Below are 13,967 nucleotides of genomic sequence, written 5' to 3' on the forward strand. Positions count from 1 at the left end.
TTGCCGCCGCTTACCGGGTCCCGAAGGCCCCCAGGTAATCCAGCTTGCCGATCTTGACGCCCTGGTTGCGCAGGATGTCGTAGGCCGTCGTCACGTGGAAGTAGAAGTTCGGCAACGCGAACGTCAGCAGATAGCTCTCGCCGGTAAAGTCCGCGCCGAAGCTGCCGAACTTCAAGCTTACTTCGCGATCGGCGCCTGCATCGAGTTGCGCCGCGTCCACGCTGTGCAGGTAGGCGATCGTATTGGCGATGCGTTCCTGCAACTGGGCGAAGGTGGTTTCCTCGTCGGCGAATTTTGGCGCCTCGCCGCCGCCGATACGCTGCACCGCGAATTTCGCCGTGTCGCTGGCGCGCTGGACCTGGGCGCCCAGCGGCAGCATGTCGTCGGCCAGGCGCGCGCCGAGCATGGCGTCGGGGGCCGCGCCGGCTTGCGCCGCGTGCTCCTCCCCCTTCTTCAGCAGCGTGGAAAGGATGCTCAGGCCGCGCACGAAAGCGGGCACGGACAGCGTGGACATCGTCAGGGACATGGTGCCTCCTCGTTGTGATCGTCAGCGGCCCTGCAAAAAGCGGAAGGTCGGTTCGATGTTCTTCGCGTGCAGGTGGCGCACGATGTCTTCCAGGGTCGCATCCTTCAGCAGCAGGCCCTCCGATGCGGCGGCTTTCGGCCTGGGCGGGGCTTTTGCCGGCGCCTGCTCTGGCGGCTGCAGCGCGAAGGGCTCGGCCGCCAGGGCGTCCAGCGCCGCACTGGAGACCGGTTCGGCCGGCGCAGGCGCGGATGCGGGCGCCTGGCGCTGTTCGAGCTTGCGCAAGGCATTCCGGAACTGTTCTTCGTCGATGCTGTCCAGGCCGTCCAGGAAGCCGACCTGCCCCGCCAGCGGCGGCGACATCTCCAGCCCCGACTCCTCGGCGAAGGACGCGCCCATGCCCGGATGGATGAAGGCCGCCCACTTGCCGCTGCGCGGGTTCAGGCAGGGCGGCAGGTAGACCGGCGCGGTGGCGGCGTCGGGCGCCAGCTCGTATTCGGGAAAGTAGGCCTGGCGCAGCAGCGACAGGAAATCCTGGGCCTGGTCAGGCGGCACCGGTGTCTCCAGCGACAGCCACAGGCGGTAGGCCGCCGCGCCGTCGATGCTGACCGCCGGCGTCGGCAGCCCGAGATCGGCCGGCAGGGCATTCGCCACCTTGCACAGGCGCGCCCAGTGGCCGGCCTCGCCATCGCCGAAGGCCTTGCGGAAGGTAATGGCCAGCGCGCGGACCAGGCCATCGGCCGTGGTCAGCTTGATGGCGAGCGTGGTCTTGCCGAGGATGTGCTGGGCCAGCGCCTCGCGCGTCACGGCCTCGGGCGCCAGGTAGAGGCGCGTCAGTTCTGCGATCAGTTTTTCCATATCGGTTCGTTCAGTTCAAGTGAGCCCGCCGCGGCGCGCGGCGTTCTTGCCCAGCGCGGCCAGGTCGAGGTCGGCGTCGCCATGGTCGACGGCTTCCTTCAGCACGCCCTGCAGGGCATCGCCGAAAGCCAGCGGCAGGCCCTTGCCCCTCCCCGCCTCGACCGCCAGGCGCACGTCCTTCTGGCCCAGCGAGAGCTTGAAGCCGGCAGGACTGTAGCGCTGCTGCGCGATCATGCCGCCATAGCCCTTGTACACGGGCGAGCCGGCAAACAGGGTGTTCGTGATCAGGTCGATGAAGTTCGCGGCCGGGATGCCGTGCGCGCCGGCCAGCGCCGCGCCCTCGCCCATCGCTTCGATCGCGCAGGCCAGGGTCAGGTTGCAGGCCAGCTTGATCGCGTTCGCCTGTTCCGGCGCATCGCCGAAGCGCCAGGTCTTCTGGCCCATCAGGTCGAACAGCGGCTGCACGCGCTCGACCAGCTCGTCGGGGCCGCCGGCCAGGATGTTCAGCTTGCCGGCTTCGGCCACGTCGACGCGGCCCAGCACCGGCGCGGCGATGTAGCCGATGCCCTTCTCCATGTGCAGCGCCGCCATCTCGCGCGCGAACGCGACCGAGACGGTGGCCATGTTGACGTGGATACTGCCCGGCGCCATCGCGTCGAGCACGCCGCCATCGACCATCACCGCGCGGGTGGCATTGTCGTCGGCCAGCATGCTGAACACGACATCGGCGATGCCGCATTCGGCGGCAGTGGCGGTCGGCTTCGCGCCTTTCGCGGCGAGCGCCTGCACGGGGTCCGGGTTGCGGTTCCAGACGTGGACGGGCTGGCCCAAACGCAACAGGTTGGCGGCCATGTGGTGGCCCATGGCGCCGAGGCCGATGAATCCGATGCTCATGTCAGTGCTCCTTTATCCGACGGCGAATGAAAGCCGTATTAGACCAGCAATTGCGGAACACTGCGCTACGCCCGAACGCTTCACGCTAAGCTGGCCGGATGGAAATCGCCGCCGCCGCCTGCCTGCTCCTGCTGGTCGCCACCACCGTCATCCATTACGAGGTGCTGCGCCTGCTGACGGCCGGCCTGCCCTTCCTGCGGATCCGGCCGCGCGTGCAGCTCGTGTTCGTCATCATCGGCGCGTTCGGCGCGCACTTCCTCGAGATCCTGCTGTATGGCGGCGCCTACTATCTGCTCGCCACCGCCTTCCACATCGGCAGCATGGGCGAGCCGGGACCGCTGCCCTTCACGCGCTGCCTGTACTTCTCCGCCGAGACCTATACGACGCTGGGGTATGGCGACGTGCTGCCGCACGGCGACCTGCGCCTGCTGGCGGGGCTGGAAGCGCTGAACGGCATGCTGCTGATCGGGTGGACGGCGTCGTACACGTTCTTGTCGATGCAGCAGTTATGGGGGCGCGGGCCGGATGCCTGAAGCTGCAGGGGCACGTATGTGCGTATTCCTACATACGGACGGGAACAGCGCTGGCACTATTGTCGAGTGATTAATTTGTACCATTGGACTTCCCGAGTAAATACGCCTACGGCGCTCCGGCAGCCCTTCACCGGTAGCCACAAGCGCTTCTTAGCAAAGTCAAACATGAAAGCTGCACTAGTACTCGAGAAAGATCCGATTTCAACCCAGAAGACCTCCCAACTTCTGAAAGCCCTGGGTTACTTGCCTGCGCCTGTACAAAGCGCGGACGAGGCCATGGCCGTTGCAGGCGCCATCCGCTTCAAGGTCATCGTCACCTGCACGCCGGTCAAACCGAACGACAGACGTTCGCTGCCGGGGGAGCTGAAGCGTACGGCCCCGGAAGCAGCCATTGTTCTCATTGCAGAAAATGATGAGGAATATGCGGAAGCGCGCAGGCAGTCCTATGCCGGTCTGAGCGCGGTGCTGACCCGGCGGACGATGGCGGACGGCCTGCGCCGGATTATCCAGTTCGGAATCGACGGCTTCGGCCTGCCGACGCCGGGCATTCCGGCGTCGTCGGAACGGCGCCGCGCAATGGCGTAGACAGCCACAGGCCGAATCAGTGCGCCAGCCTCATCTTGATTAATGCGCGCACCTTGTTGGCGAACGCGCCGATCTCGAATGGCTTTGTCATCACCTCCATGCCGGGATCGAGGCGGCTATTGCCGACCGCTGCAGTGTCGGCATAGCCGGTGATGAACAAGACCTTCAGCCCGGGGCGCCTTACCCTTGCGGCATCGGCCACCTGGCGCCCATTCAGGCCGCCGGGCAGGCCGACATCTGTGACCAGCAAGTCCACGCGCGTATCCGAGTTCAGCACCTGCAAGCCGGTCGGGCCGTCCTGCGCCGTGAGCACACGATAGCCGGCATCGCGCAGCACCTCTTCCACGATGTCACGCAGCGCGTGCTCGTCCTCGATGAGGAGCACCGTTTCGCCGTGGCCCGACTCGATGGGCGGCGCCTCGACAGGCGCCCTGTCCTCCACCACGCCCGAATGGCGGGGCAAATACAGGCACACGGTGGTGCCGGCGCCGACGTCCGAATGCACGCGGACCTGGCCATCCGACTGGCGCACGAAGCCGTACACCATGGACAGCCCCAGGCCGGTTCCTTCGCCCAGGGGCTTGGTGGTAAAGAACGGATCGAAGATACGCGCCATCACCTCCGGGGGCATGCCGGCGCCGGTGTCGGAGACGCACAGCGAGACGTATTGTCCTGGCCGCATATCCTTTTCTTTTGCAGCGGCCGCGTCGATCCACTGGTCGGCTGTCTTGAGCGTCAGCGTCCCACCGCCCGGCATCATCGCGTCGCGGGCATTGATGCACAGGTTGAGCACCGCATTCTCGAGCTGGGACGGATCGACCTTCGTCAGTCCGAGATCCTGCGCCTTGTCTACCGCGAGCTGGACCATGGGGCCGACCGAGCGCCGGATCAGTTCCTCCATGCCGAGGATGAGACGGTTGACGTCGGTGGGTTTGGGATCGAGCGTTTGCCGGCGCGAGAAGGCCAGCAGGCGCTGCGTCAGCGAGGCGGCACGCCGCACGGACGATTCTCCCAGCTCGATGTAGCGCTCGAGGCCACTATACTGGCCGCGATGCATTTTGAGTTTCAGCACCTGCAAGGCGCCGCTGATCGAGGCCAGCAGGTTGTTGAAGTCATGCGCCAGGCCGCCCGTCAGCTGGCCCACCGCCTCCATCTTCTGCGACTGGCGCAAGGAATCCTGCGCCTGCTCGAGTTCCGCCTCGCGGGCCTTGTTGAGGCTGATGTCGCGCCCCACCGCCACGAAGTTCTGGCCGCCGCGTTCAGGCGTGACGGTCCACTCGATGTGTTTCCAGCCGCCGTCCCGCGTGGCGATGCGGTTCTCGAAGCGCGCCGGCTGGTGCGTCTCGGCCATGCGCGCGATCGCCGCCAGCGTGGGCGGCATGTCTTCCGGATGCATGAGGCTGGCGTAGGGACGCGTAAGAAGCTCGGTCTCGCTCCAGCCCAGGACTTGCGTCCAGGCCGGACTGACGGCCGACATCCCCCCCTCGTAATCGGCCCGGGCGAACATGTCTTGCGAAAGGTTCCACAGTCGTTCACGTTCGGCGGTACGCATGGCCAATTCGATTTCGCGTTCCTTTTCGGCCGTGATGTCGCGGCCGGTGGCGTAGGTCATGTCGCCCGCCGGCGCCGCCACCCAGGAAATCCAACGGGTCGAACCGTCCTTGTGCCGGTAACGGTTCTCGAGCGCCGCTCGGCGGCCCGATGCGGCGATCTCGTACGCATCGACGGTCGAGGCGCGGTCGCCGGGCAGCACGAATTCGTTGACGTGCCGGCCGATGAGCTCCTCGGGCGTGTAACCGAGCAGGGTGGTCCAGGCCGGGTTCACCCGCCGCAGATAGCCGTCGAAGTCGATGACGAGCATGAGCGCGGGCGAGGTATCCCACATGCGGTCGCGCTCGGCCGTGCGCTCGATGACCTGGCTCTCCAGCGTCTCGTTCAGTTCCCGGAGCTTGCGCTCGGCCCTCTTGCGGGCGCTGACGTCCTGGAACAGGATCGCCACCTGGCGCTTGGCAGCCGGCTCGATGCGGGAACATGCCACCTCCAGGTGCCGGTCGGTCGCCTCCAGCTCGCGCTCGAAACGGATCGGCTCGCCTGTTTCGAGCACCTTGCGGAAGATCGCCACCCAGGCGTCCGCCTCGCTTTGCGTCAGCTCCCCGCGCCCTGTCTTGCCGACAATGTCGGGGATACCGGCATGCCGTATGTAAGCCTGGTTCGCTTCAAGGTGCACGTAATCGGACAGTGGACCATGCGGGCCGTCGATGAACTCGACGATGCAAAAGCCCTCGTCGATGGAATCGAACAGGGTGCGATAGCGCGCTTCGCTTTCACTCAGCTTGTCTTCGGTTCGCCGTGTGTCGGTTTCGGGACTGTCTGGAACGGTGGGAGATAAAAAGTCGGGCGGCATGGCACTCTGAACGGTTAGAGGCGAACCATAGCATAATTGATGAATTTGAGCATCAATGCATTGCCAAAAAGCCACTGCACAAAAAAAACCGGGACACACGTGAACTGAACCCCAAAAGTTGGACACCAACTTTTGGGGTTTTTTCATGACGAAGTACGATGAGCGGTTCAAGCTCAAGATTGTCCAGGAATACTTGGTCAAGCGAAGGGGCAGCAAGACCTTAGCGAGGAAGTACGGTTGTCAACGTTCATCTGTAGAGCACTGGGTCAGCTTGTATCGTGTGCATGGCAAGGACGGACTCAAGAAGAAGCACAGCTCGTATAGTGCGGAGTTCAAGCTGTCGGTGCTGCAGCACATGTGGGACAATGAGCTGTCATTCGGCCAAACAGCAGCTGCTTTCAATATCCGCAATCACGCAGCGGTAGGCATATGGGAGCGCAGTTATCGAGAAGGCGGTTTCGACGCACTGATAGCACGCCCACGAGGAAGGCCCAAGCAGATGTCTGCTCCAACAACAAAACCAGAGCCGTCGCCCGACGATGAAAAGTGTACTCGCGACGAGTTGTTGGCCGAGTTGAATCAGCTGCGCATGGAGAATGCGTACCTAAAAAAGTTGCGAGCCTTAGTTCAAGCCAAGCAGAAGGCGACGCCGCCGACAAAGCGCAAATAGTGCAGGAACTAAGGCAGCAGTATCCGCTTGCGGGTTTGCTTGCGTTCGCCGGGCTGGCTCGCAGCACGTTCTACTACCAACTCAAGACGCGGCAAGCGAGCGATAAACATCAGCAGCTCAAGACCATAATCCGATCCGTTTTCGCCCGTCACAAGGGTCGTTACGGTTATCGGCGTGTCACCGCAGCCATTCGTCAGACAGGAACGCTCGTCAACCATAAGACCGTACAGCGATTGATGACGGTGTTGGGATTGAAGTCATTGGTGCGCCCCAAGAGATATCGCTCGTTCAAAGGAGAGATAGGTCACGCTGCACCTCACGAGTTACAACGCAAATTCACAGCTGCAGGTCCGAACCAGAAGTGGGTGACGGACGTTACCGAGTTCAACGTCGCTGGCGAGAAACTGTACCTTTCGCCAATCCTGGACCTATACAACGGTGAAATCGTGGCCTTCGAAACATCCCGGCGCCCTGCATTCGACCTGGTGAGTTCGATGCTCAAGAAGGCATTGCGCAAGCTTTCGCCACAGGATAAACCCATGCTGCACTCCGACCAGGGATGGCAGTATCGTATGCCAGCCTACCAACGCATTCTTCGGAAACGCGGGCTCGTGCAGAGCATGTCACGCAAAGGGAACTGCCTCGACAACGCGACCATGGAAAGCTTCTTCGCCGTGCTCAAGTCCGAGTGCTTCTACCTGAACAAATTCGCCAACATCGACGTCCTGCAGGTTGAACTGACCCGCTACATCCGCTATTACAATCACGACCGTATCAAGCTCAAACTAAAAGGCCTGAGTCCTGTTCAGTACAGGACTCAGGCCTTGGCCGCTTAATAAACTAACCGTCCAACTTTACGGGGTCAGTTCAACACGGTCCCGGTTTTCACGACAGCCAACAGCCCGATATCAGCGCTTGCGCGGCGCCGGCAAATCGGTGCAGACGCCTTTGTAGACTTCGGCCGCCATGCCGATCGACTCGCCCAGGGTCGGGTGCGGGTGGATGGTCTTGCCAATATCCACGCCGTCCGCGCCCATCTCGATCGCCAGCGCGATCTCGCCGATCATGTCGCCGGCGCTGGTGCCGACGATGGTGCCGCCGACGATGCGGTGGGTCTCGGCGTCGAACAGCAGCTTGGTGAAGCCTTCCGAACGGCCGTTGGCCACGGCGCGGCCGGAAGCGGCCCACGGGAAGTGGCCCTTCTCGACCTTGATGCCCTTGGCTTTCGCTTCGTCTTCGGTCAGGCCGACCCATGCCACTTCCGGATCGGTATAGGCCACCGACGGGATCACCTTGGCGTCGAAGAAGGCCTTCTCGCCGTGCGCGGCTTCGGCGGCCACGTGCGCTTCATGCACGGCCTTGTGCGCCAGCATGGGCTGGCCCACCAGGTCGCCGATCGCGAAGATGTGCGGGACGTTGGTGCGCATCTGGCCGTCGACCGGGATGAATCCGCGGTCGGTGACGGCGACGCCGGCAGCTTCCGCGCCGATCTTCTTGCCGTTCGGGCTGCGGCCCACGGCCACCAGCACCAGGTCGTAGACCTGGGCTGCCGGCGCCGGCTGGCCCGCTTCGGCGGCTTCGAAGCTCACCTTGATGCCCTCCGGCAGCGCTTCCACGCCGACGGTCTTGGTCTTCAACATGATGTTGTCGAAGCGGTGCGCGTTGTACTTCTGCCAGACCTTGACGGCCTCGCGGTCCGCGCCCTGCATCAGGCCGTCCATCATCTCGACCACGTCGATGCGCGCACCCAGGGTCGAGTACACGGTCGCCATTTCCAGGCCGATGATGCCGCCGCCGATGACCAGCATGCGCTTCGGCACCTGGCGCAGCTCCAGCGCGCCGGTCGAGTCGACGATGCGCGGATCTTCCGGTACGAAAGGCAGCTTCACGACCGCGGAACCGGCCGCGATGATCGCCTTCTGGAACTGGACGACTTTCTTGCCGCCGTCGGCTGCGGTCACCTCGATGTGGTTCGGGCTAAGGAACCTGCCCACGCCCTGCACCACATTCACCTTGCGGCCCTTGGCCATGCCGGCCAGGCCGCCGGTCATGGTCTTGATGACGCCATCCTTGTAGGCGCGCAGCTTGTCGATGTCGACCTGCGGCTTGGCGAAGGACACGCCGATGTCGGCCATGTGCGCGGTCTCGTCCATGATGTGCGCCACGTGCAGCAGCGCCTTGGACGGGATGCAGCCGACGTTCAGGCAGACGCCGCCCAGGGTCGCGTACTTCTCGACCAGCACGGTGTTCATGCCGAGGTCCGCGGAGCGGAAGGCGGCCGAGTAGCCGCCCGGGCCCGCGCCCAGCACCATCATCTCGCACTCGACGTCGACCTGGCCGCTGTAGCTCGAGGCGTTCGGGGCCGGGACGGCGTTCGGCGCGGCGGCGTCCAGCTTGTGGGCCGGTGCGTAGGAGTCGGTCGGCGCGGCGGCGGCGGTCGGCGCGACTGCCTGTGCGCCGATTTGGGCGGCCGGCTTGTCCGATGCGGCTGCGGGTGCAGCAGCCGGCGCTGCGCCGGCGCCGGATTCGTCCAGGACCAGCAGCAGCGAGCCTTCGCCCACCTTGTCGCCGACCTTGACCTTCAGCTCCTTGACCGTGCCGGCGTGGCTGGACGGGATCTCCATGCTGGCCTTGTCGGACTCCACGGTCACCAGCGACTGGTCGACCTTGATGGTGTCGCCCGGCTTGACCATCAGCTCGATGATTTCGACTTCCTTGAAATCGCCGATATTCGGGACTTTGACTTCAACGGTGCTCATATGCTCGGCTCCTTACAGCAGCGTCTTGCGCAGGTCGGCCAGGACGTCGGCCAGGTAAGCGGCAAAGCGGGCCGCGCCGGCGCCGTCGATCACGCGGTGATCGTAGGACAGGGCGATCGGCTGCATCAGGCGCGGCTGGAAGGTCGAGCCGTCCCACACCGGCTTCATCGCCGACTTGGACAGGCCAAGGATCGCGACTTCCGGTGCGTTGATGATCGGCGTGAAGTTGGTGCCGCCGATGCCGCCCAGCGAGGAGATGGTGAAGGTGGCGCCCTGCATGTTGGCCGGCGACAGCTTGCCTTCGCGCGCCTGCGCGGACAGCTCGCCCATCTCGGTGGCGATCTGCGAGACCGACTTCTTGTCCGCATCCTTGATCACCGGGACCACCAGGCCGTTCGGGGTGTCGGCGGCGAAGCCGATGTTGTAGTACTGCTTCAGGATCAGCGCGCCGTTCGGCTCGTCCAGCGAGGCGTTAAACGCCGGGAACTTCTTCAGCGCGGCGACCGACGCCTTGATCACGAAGGCCAGCATGGTCAGCTTGACCGGCGACTTGGCTTTCGCGTACGCGGCGTTGGAGTCGACGCGGAAGGCTTCCAGGTCGGTCACGTCGGCTTCTTCGAAGTGCGTGACGTGCGGGATCATGACCCAGTTGCGGTGCAGGTTCGGACCGCTGATCTTCTTGATGCGCGAGAGCGGCTGGACTTCCGTCGGGCCGAACTTGCTGAAGTCCAGCGACGGCCACGGCAGCAGGTTCATGCCCATGCCACCACCGGCGGCGGCTGCCGGTGCGGCGGTCGGGCCGGCGGCCATCACGCCCTTGACGAAGCCCTGCACGTCCTGCTGGGTGATGCGGCCTTTCGGACCGGTGCCCTTGACCTTGCCCAGGTCGACGCCCAGTTCGCGGGCGAACTTGCGCACCGACGGCGAGGCGTGGGCGCTGGCGAAGGACGGCGCCGGACCGGATGCTGCGGCCGGCGCGGCGGCAGGGGCCGGAGCGGCGGCAGGGGCGGATGCCGATGCTGCTGCAGGTGCGGCGGCAGCCGACGGTGCGGCCGCGGCAGGCGCCGGAGCGGCGGCGGCGCCAGTCGTTTCGACCAGCAGCACCAGCGAACCCTTGGCGACCTTGTCGCCCACCTTGACCTTGATTTCCTTGACGGTACCGGCGTGGCTGGACGGGATCTCCATGCTCGCCTTGTCCGATTCGACCGTGATCAGGGACTGTTCGACCTTGATCTGGTCGCCCGGCTTGACCATCACTTCGATGACTTCGACTTCCTTGAAGTCGCCGATGTCCGGCACGGTGACTTCGACGATGCCGCCCGATGCAGCCGGGGCGGCTGCCGCGGGTGCGCTCGGCGCGGCGGCCGGCGCGGCGGCTGGCGCCGGAGCGGCGACCGGCGCCGGAGCGGCGCCTTCGGCCTCTTCCAACATCAGCACCACCGAACCTTCGGCGACCTTGTCGCCGACCTTGACCTTGATTTCCTTGACGACGCCGGCATGGCTGGAGGGGATCTCCATGCTGGCCTTGTCCGATTCCACCGTGACCAGCGACTGGTCGACCTTGATGGTGTCGCCCGGCTTGACCAGCAGTTCGATCACTTCCACTTCCTTGAAGTCGCCGATGTCGGGGACTTTGACTTCCACAATGCTCATGTTGGGTAGCTCCGTTTTTATTAGTTAGCGCAGAGCCGCCATCCGCGCCGCGGCGGGGATGGCGGCTAACTCCACGAACATTACTGGGTCACAGGATTCGGCTTGTTCGGATCGATGCCGTACTTCGCGATCGCGTCCTGCACGACTTGCGCCGGGATCTTGCCTTCCTCGGCCAGGGACTTCAGCGCGGCGACCGTGATGTAGTAGCGGTTCACCTCGAAGAACTCGCGCAGCTTGACGCGCGAATCCGAGCGGCCGAAGCCGTCGGTGCCCAGCACTTTATAGGTGCGGCCGTTCGGAATGTAGGCACGGATCTGCTCGGCGAACATGCGCATGTAGTCGGTGGTCGCGACGATCGGGCCCTGGGTGTCCTTCAGCAGCTGGGTCACGTACGGCAGGCGTGCTTCTTCCAGCGGGTGCGTCAGGTTCCAGCGGTCGGCGTCCTGGCCGTCGCGGGCCAGCAGGGTCAGCGACGGGCAGGACCAGACGTCGGCAGCGACGTTCCAGTCGTTCTTCAGCAGCTCGGCGGCGAACTCCGACTCGCGCAGGATCGTGCCCGAGCCCATCAGCTGGACGCGGTTGGCGGCGGACTTGTCGCCTTCCTTGAGCAGGTACATGCCCTTGAGGATGCCCTCTTCGGTACCCGGCTTCAGGCCCGGCTGCTCGTAGTTCTCGTTCATGATGGTGATGTAGTAGAAGACGTCTTCCTGCTTCTCCACCATGCGCTTCAGGCCGTCCTGGATGATCACCGCCACTTCGTGGCCGTAGGTCGGGTCGTACGGCAGGCAGTTCGGGACCGTGGCCGCGATGACGTGGCTGTGGCCGTCCTCGTGCTGCAGGCCTTCGCCGTTCAGCGTGGTGCGGCCGGCGGTGCCGCCCATCAGGAAGCCGCGGGCGCGGATGTCGCCCGCCAGCCAGACCAGGTCGCCGACGCGCTGCATGCCGAACATCGAGTAGAAGGTGTAGAACGGGATCATCACGCGGTTGTTCGACGAGTAGGACGTCGCCGCGGCGATCCACGAGCACATGCCGCCCGCTTCGTTGATGCCTTCCTGCAGGATCTGGCCGGCCTTGTCTTCGCGGTAGTACATCACCTGGTCCTTGTCGACCGGTTCGTACAGCTGGCCCTGCTGGTTGAAGATGCCGATCTGGCGGAACAGGCCTTCCATACCGAAGGTACGCGATTCGTCGACCAGGATCGGCACGATGCGCTGGCCGATTTCCTTGTCCTTCAGCAGTGCGGTGATGACACGCACGTAGGCCTGGGTGGTCGAGATCTCGCGGCCGGCGGCGGTCGGCTCCAGCACGGCCTTGAAGGTTTCCAGCGGCGGCACCGGCAGCTTCTCGTCGGCCTGTTCGCGGCGCGACGGCAGGTAGCCGCCGAGGGCCGCGCGGCGCTCGTGCAGGTACTTGATCTCGGGCGCGTCGTCGGACGGCTTGAAGAACGGGATCTCGGCCAGCTTGTCGTCCGGGATCGGGATCGCGAAGCGGTCGCGCATCTCGCGGATGGCTTCATCGTCCAGCTTCTTGGTCTGGTGCGCGGTGTTGCGCGCCTCGCCCGACTTGCCCATGCCGAAGCCCTTGACGGTCTTGACCAGCAGGACGGTCGGCGAGCCCTTGTTTTCCTGGGCGTTCTTGAAGGCGGCGTAGATCTTGTGCGGATCGTGGCCGCCGCGGGTCAGGCGCCAGATGTCGTCGTCGGTCATGTTGGCGACCATCTTCAGCAGCTCGGGGTGCTTGCCGAAGAAGTGCTTGCGCACGTAGGCGCCGTCCTTGGCCTTGTAGTTCTGGTATTCGCCGTCGACGGTTTCCATCATCACGCGCTGCAGGATGCCGTCCTTGTCCTTGGCCAGCAGGGTGTCCCAGCCCGGGCCCCAGATGACCTTGACGACGTTCCAGCCGGCGCCGCGGAAGTCGGCTTCGAGTTCCTGGATGATCTTGCCGTTGCCGCGCACCGGACCGTCCAGGCGCTGCAGGTTGCAGTTGACGACCATGACCAGGTTGTCGAGCCGTTCGCGCGCGGCCATGCCGATCGCGCCCATCGATTCCGGCTCGTCCATCTCGCCGTCGCCGCAGAAGACCCAGACCTTGCGGCCGTCGGTTTCGGCGATGCCGCGCGCGTTCAGGTACTTCAGGAAGCGCGCCTGGTAGATCGCCATCAGCGGACCCAGGCCCATCGAGACGGTCGGGAACTGCCAGAAGTTCGGCATCAGTTTCGGGTGCGGGTACGAAGACAGGCCCTTGCCGTCGACTTCACGGCGGAAGTTCAGCAGCTGTTCTTCGGTCAGGCGGCCTTCCAGGAAGGCGCGCGCGTAGACGCCCGGCGAGGAGTGACCCTGGATGTACAGCAGGTCGCCGCCGTGTTCGGCGCTCGGGGCTTTCCAGAAGTGGTTGAAGCCGATGCCCAGCATGTTGGCCAGCGAAGCGAAGGACGACAGGTGGCCGCCCAGGTCGCCGTCGGCGCGGTTGGCCTTGACGACCATCGCCATGGCGTTCCAGCGCATCCAGGAGCGCAGGCGCTCTTCGTATTCGAGGTTGCCCGGGCAGTGCTCTTCGAGGTGCGCCGGGATGGTGTTCACGTAGGCGGTGTTGCTGGAGAACGGCATCTGGGCGCCACGGCGGCGAGCCAGGTCGACCAGGCGCTCCAGCAGGTAGTGGGCGCGATCGGTGCCTTCGAATTCGATGACTGCTTCGAGCGCGTCGAGCCATTCCTTGGTCTCGAGCGTATCCGGGTCATTGGCGGCCTGGGCCGTCAACTGGTCGAGTTGAGCTGACATGTGCTACGTCTCCTTGAGTGTGGTGCCCCACCCGATCCCGAGATCGCCCGGACGTTTGGTGGCGAAAAGACTATCCCTAAATTAAAGCCTGTCGATTCTACCAGTGGAGCAGTCATTTTTCAAAATACGATATTCAATTTCATAATATGGAAAACGCCGATGCAGAACGCATGCAAACACCGTCGTCCCCGCGCAGGCGGGGGCCCAAGTTCGCTGCACTCCAGGAAGACTTGGGTCCCCGCCTGCGCGGGGACGACGGATTTACGGCCAACAATATTCTTCACTGCCCAGCCGGACAGCGGCATCTATAA

General features: G+C 64.5%; 10 protein-coding genes. 3 read left to right on the forward strand and 7 right to left on the reverse strand.

Annotated elements, in window-relative coordinates; all coding sequences use genetic code 11:
- Window positions 1–10: 10 nt before the first annotated feature.
- Genes AM586_RS10375 through AM586_RS10385 form a run of 3 tightly spaced genes read right to left on the reverse strand, consistent with a single transcriptional unit; the run spans window position 11 to window position 2,275 of the window.
- Window positions 11–526 (reverse strand): DUF1993 family protein, encoded by a 516-nt coding sequence (locus AM586_RS10375; protein WP_047824767.1) that lies wholly within the window; start codon window positions 524–526, stop codon window positions 11–13.
- Between the two features lie 21 nt (window positions 527–547).
- Window positions 548–1,381 carry a hypothetical protein gene (locus AM586_RS10380; protein ID WP_047824766.1) on the reverse strand — a complete coding sequence of 278 codons (834 nt, stop codon included), beginning with the start codon at window positions 1,379–1,381 and terminating at the stop codon, window positions 548–550.
- A gap of 15 nt (window positions 1,382–1,396) precedes the next feature.
- Window positions 1,397–2,275, reverse strand: a complete 879-nt coding sequence (locus tag AM586_RS10385; RefSeq protein WP_047824765.1) for an NAD(P)-dependent oxidoreductase — start codon at window positions 2,273–2,275, stop codon at window positions 1,397–1,399.
- A 98-nt stretch (window positions 2,276–2,373) separates the two neighbouring features.
- On the opposite strand from AM586_RS10385, the gene AM586_RS10390 reads away from it, so the two are divergent.
- Both AM586_RS10390 and AM586_RS10395 read left to right on the forward strand, forming a co-directional pair.
- The gene (locus AM586_RS10390; RefSeq protein ID WP_047824764.1) at window positions 2,374–2,808 is read left to right on the forward strand and encodes a potassium channel family protein; all 435 of its coding nucleotides are present in this window, start codon (window positions 2,374–2,376) and stop codon (window positions 2,806–2,808) included.
- Between the two features lie 165 nt (window positions 2,809–2,973).
- Window positions 2,974–3,393, forward strand: a complete 420-nt coding sequence (locus AM586_RS10395; protein ID WP_156328162.1) for a hypothetical protein — start codon at window positions 2,974–2,976, stop codon at window positions 3,391–3,393.
- Between the two features lie 16 nt (window positions 3,394–3,409).
- Here the strand turns inward: AM586_RS10395 and AM586_RS10400 are convergent, their stop codons facing one another.
- Window positions 3,410–5,797: a PAS domain S-box protein gene (locus AM586_RS10400; protein ID WP_052233659.1), complete on the reverse strand. Its 2,388-nt coding sequence runs from the start codon at window positions 5,795–5,797 to the stop codon at window positions 3,410–3,412.
- A 145-nt stretch (window positions 5,798–5,942) separates the two neighbouring features.
- Here AM586_RS10400 and AM586_RS10405 point away from each other — a divergent pair.
- Window positions 5,943–7,303 (forward strand): IS3 family transposase gene (locus AM586_RS10405; protein WP_109370458.1). Its coding sequence is split into 2 segments (ribosomal slippage): window positions 5,943–6,422 and window positions 6,425–7,303, totalling 1,359 coding nucleotides; the frame shifts between segments, so codons are not numbered across the junction.
- 72 nt (window positions 7,304–7,375) lie between these two features.
- Here the strand turns inward: AM586_RS10405 and lpdA are convergent.
- The 3 genes from lpdA to aceE form a co-directional block, all read right to left on the reverse strand.
- Window positions 7,376–9,226: a dihydrolipoyl dehydrogenase gene (gene lpdA, locus AM586_RS10410; protein ID WP_060567083.1), complete on the reverse strand. Its 1,851-nt coding sequence runs from the start codon at window positions 9,224–9,226 to the stop codon at window positions 7,376–7,378.
- Window positions 9,227–9,238: 12 nt separating this feature from the next.
- Window positions 9,239–10,879 carry a dihydrolipoyllysine-residue acetyltransferase gene (aceF, locus tag AM586_RS10415; protein ID WP_060567085.1) on the reverse strand — a complete coding sequence of 547 codons (1,641 nt, stop codon included), beginning with the start codon at window positions 10,877–10,879 and terminating at the stop codon, window positions 9,239–9,241.
- 80 nt (window positions 10,880–10,959) lie between these two features.
- Window positions 10,960–13,656, reverse strand: coding sequence for a pyruvate dehydrogenase (acetyl-transferring), homodimeric type (gene aceE, locus AM586_RS10420; RefSeq protein ID WP_060567087.1), 2,697 nt, complete (start codon window positions 13,654–13,656; stop codon window positions 10,960–10,962).
- Window positions 13,657–13,967 lie beyond the last annotated feature (311 nt).

The sequence above is a fragment of the Massilia sp. WG5 genome, from assembly GCF_001412595.2.
GTDB lineage: Bacteria > Pseudomonadota > Gammaproteobacteria > Burkholderiales > Burkholderiaceae_D > Telluria.

What these genes read in the sequence shown, in the direction of transcription:
- AM586_RS10375 (WP_047824767.1), bottom strand. Translation starts at nt 526, where the DNA reads ATGTCCCTGACGATGTCCACGCTGTCCGTGCCCGCTTTCGTGCGCGGC.
- AM586_RS10380 (WP_047824766.1), bottom strand. Translation starts at nt 1,381, where the DNA reads ATGGAAAAACTGATCGCAGAACTGACGCGCCTCTACCTGGCGCCCGAG.
- AM586_RS10385 (WP_047824765.1), bottom strand. Translation starts at nt 2,275, where the DNA reads ATGAGCATCGGATTCATCGGCCTCGGCGCCATGGGCCACCACATGGCC.
- AM586_RS10390 (WP_047824764.1), top strand. Translation starts at nt 2,374, where the DNA reads ATGGAAATCGCCGCCGCCGCCTGCCTGCTCCTGCTGGTCGCCACCACC.
- AM586_RS10395 (WP_156328162.1), top strand. Translation starts at nt 2,974, where the DNA reads ATGAAAGCTGCACTAGTACTCGAGAAAGATCCGATTTCAACCCAGAAG.
- AM586_RS10400 (WP_052233659.1), bottom strand. Translation starts at nt 5,797, where the DNA reads ATGCCGCCCGACTTTTTATCTCCCACCGTTCCAGACAGTCCCGAAACC.
- lpdA (WP_060567083.1), bottom strand. Translation starts at nt 9,226, where the DNA reads ATGAGCACCGTTGAAGTCAAAGTCCCGAATATCGGCGATTTCAAGGAA.
- aceF (WP_060567085.1), bottom strand. Translation starts at nt 10,879, where the DNA reads ATGAGCATTGTGGAAGTCAAAGTCCCCGACATCGGCGACTTCAAGGAA.
- aceE (WP_060567087.1), bottom strand. Translation starts at nt 13,656, where the DNA reads ATGTCAGCTCAACTCGACCAGTTGACGGCCCAGGCCGCCAATGACCCG.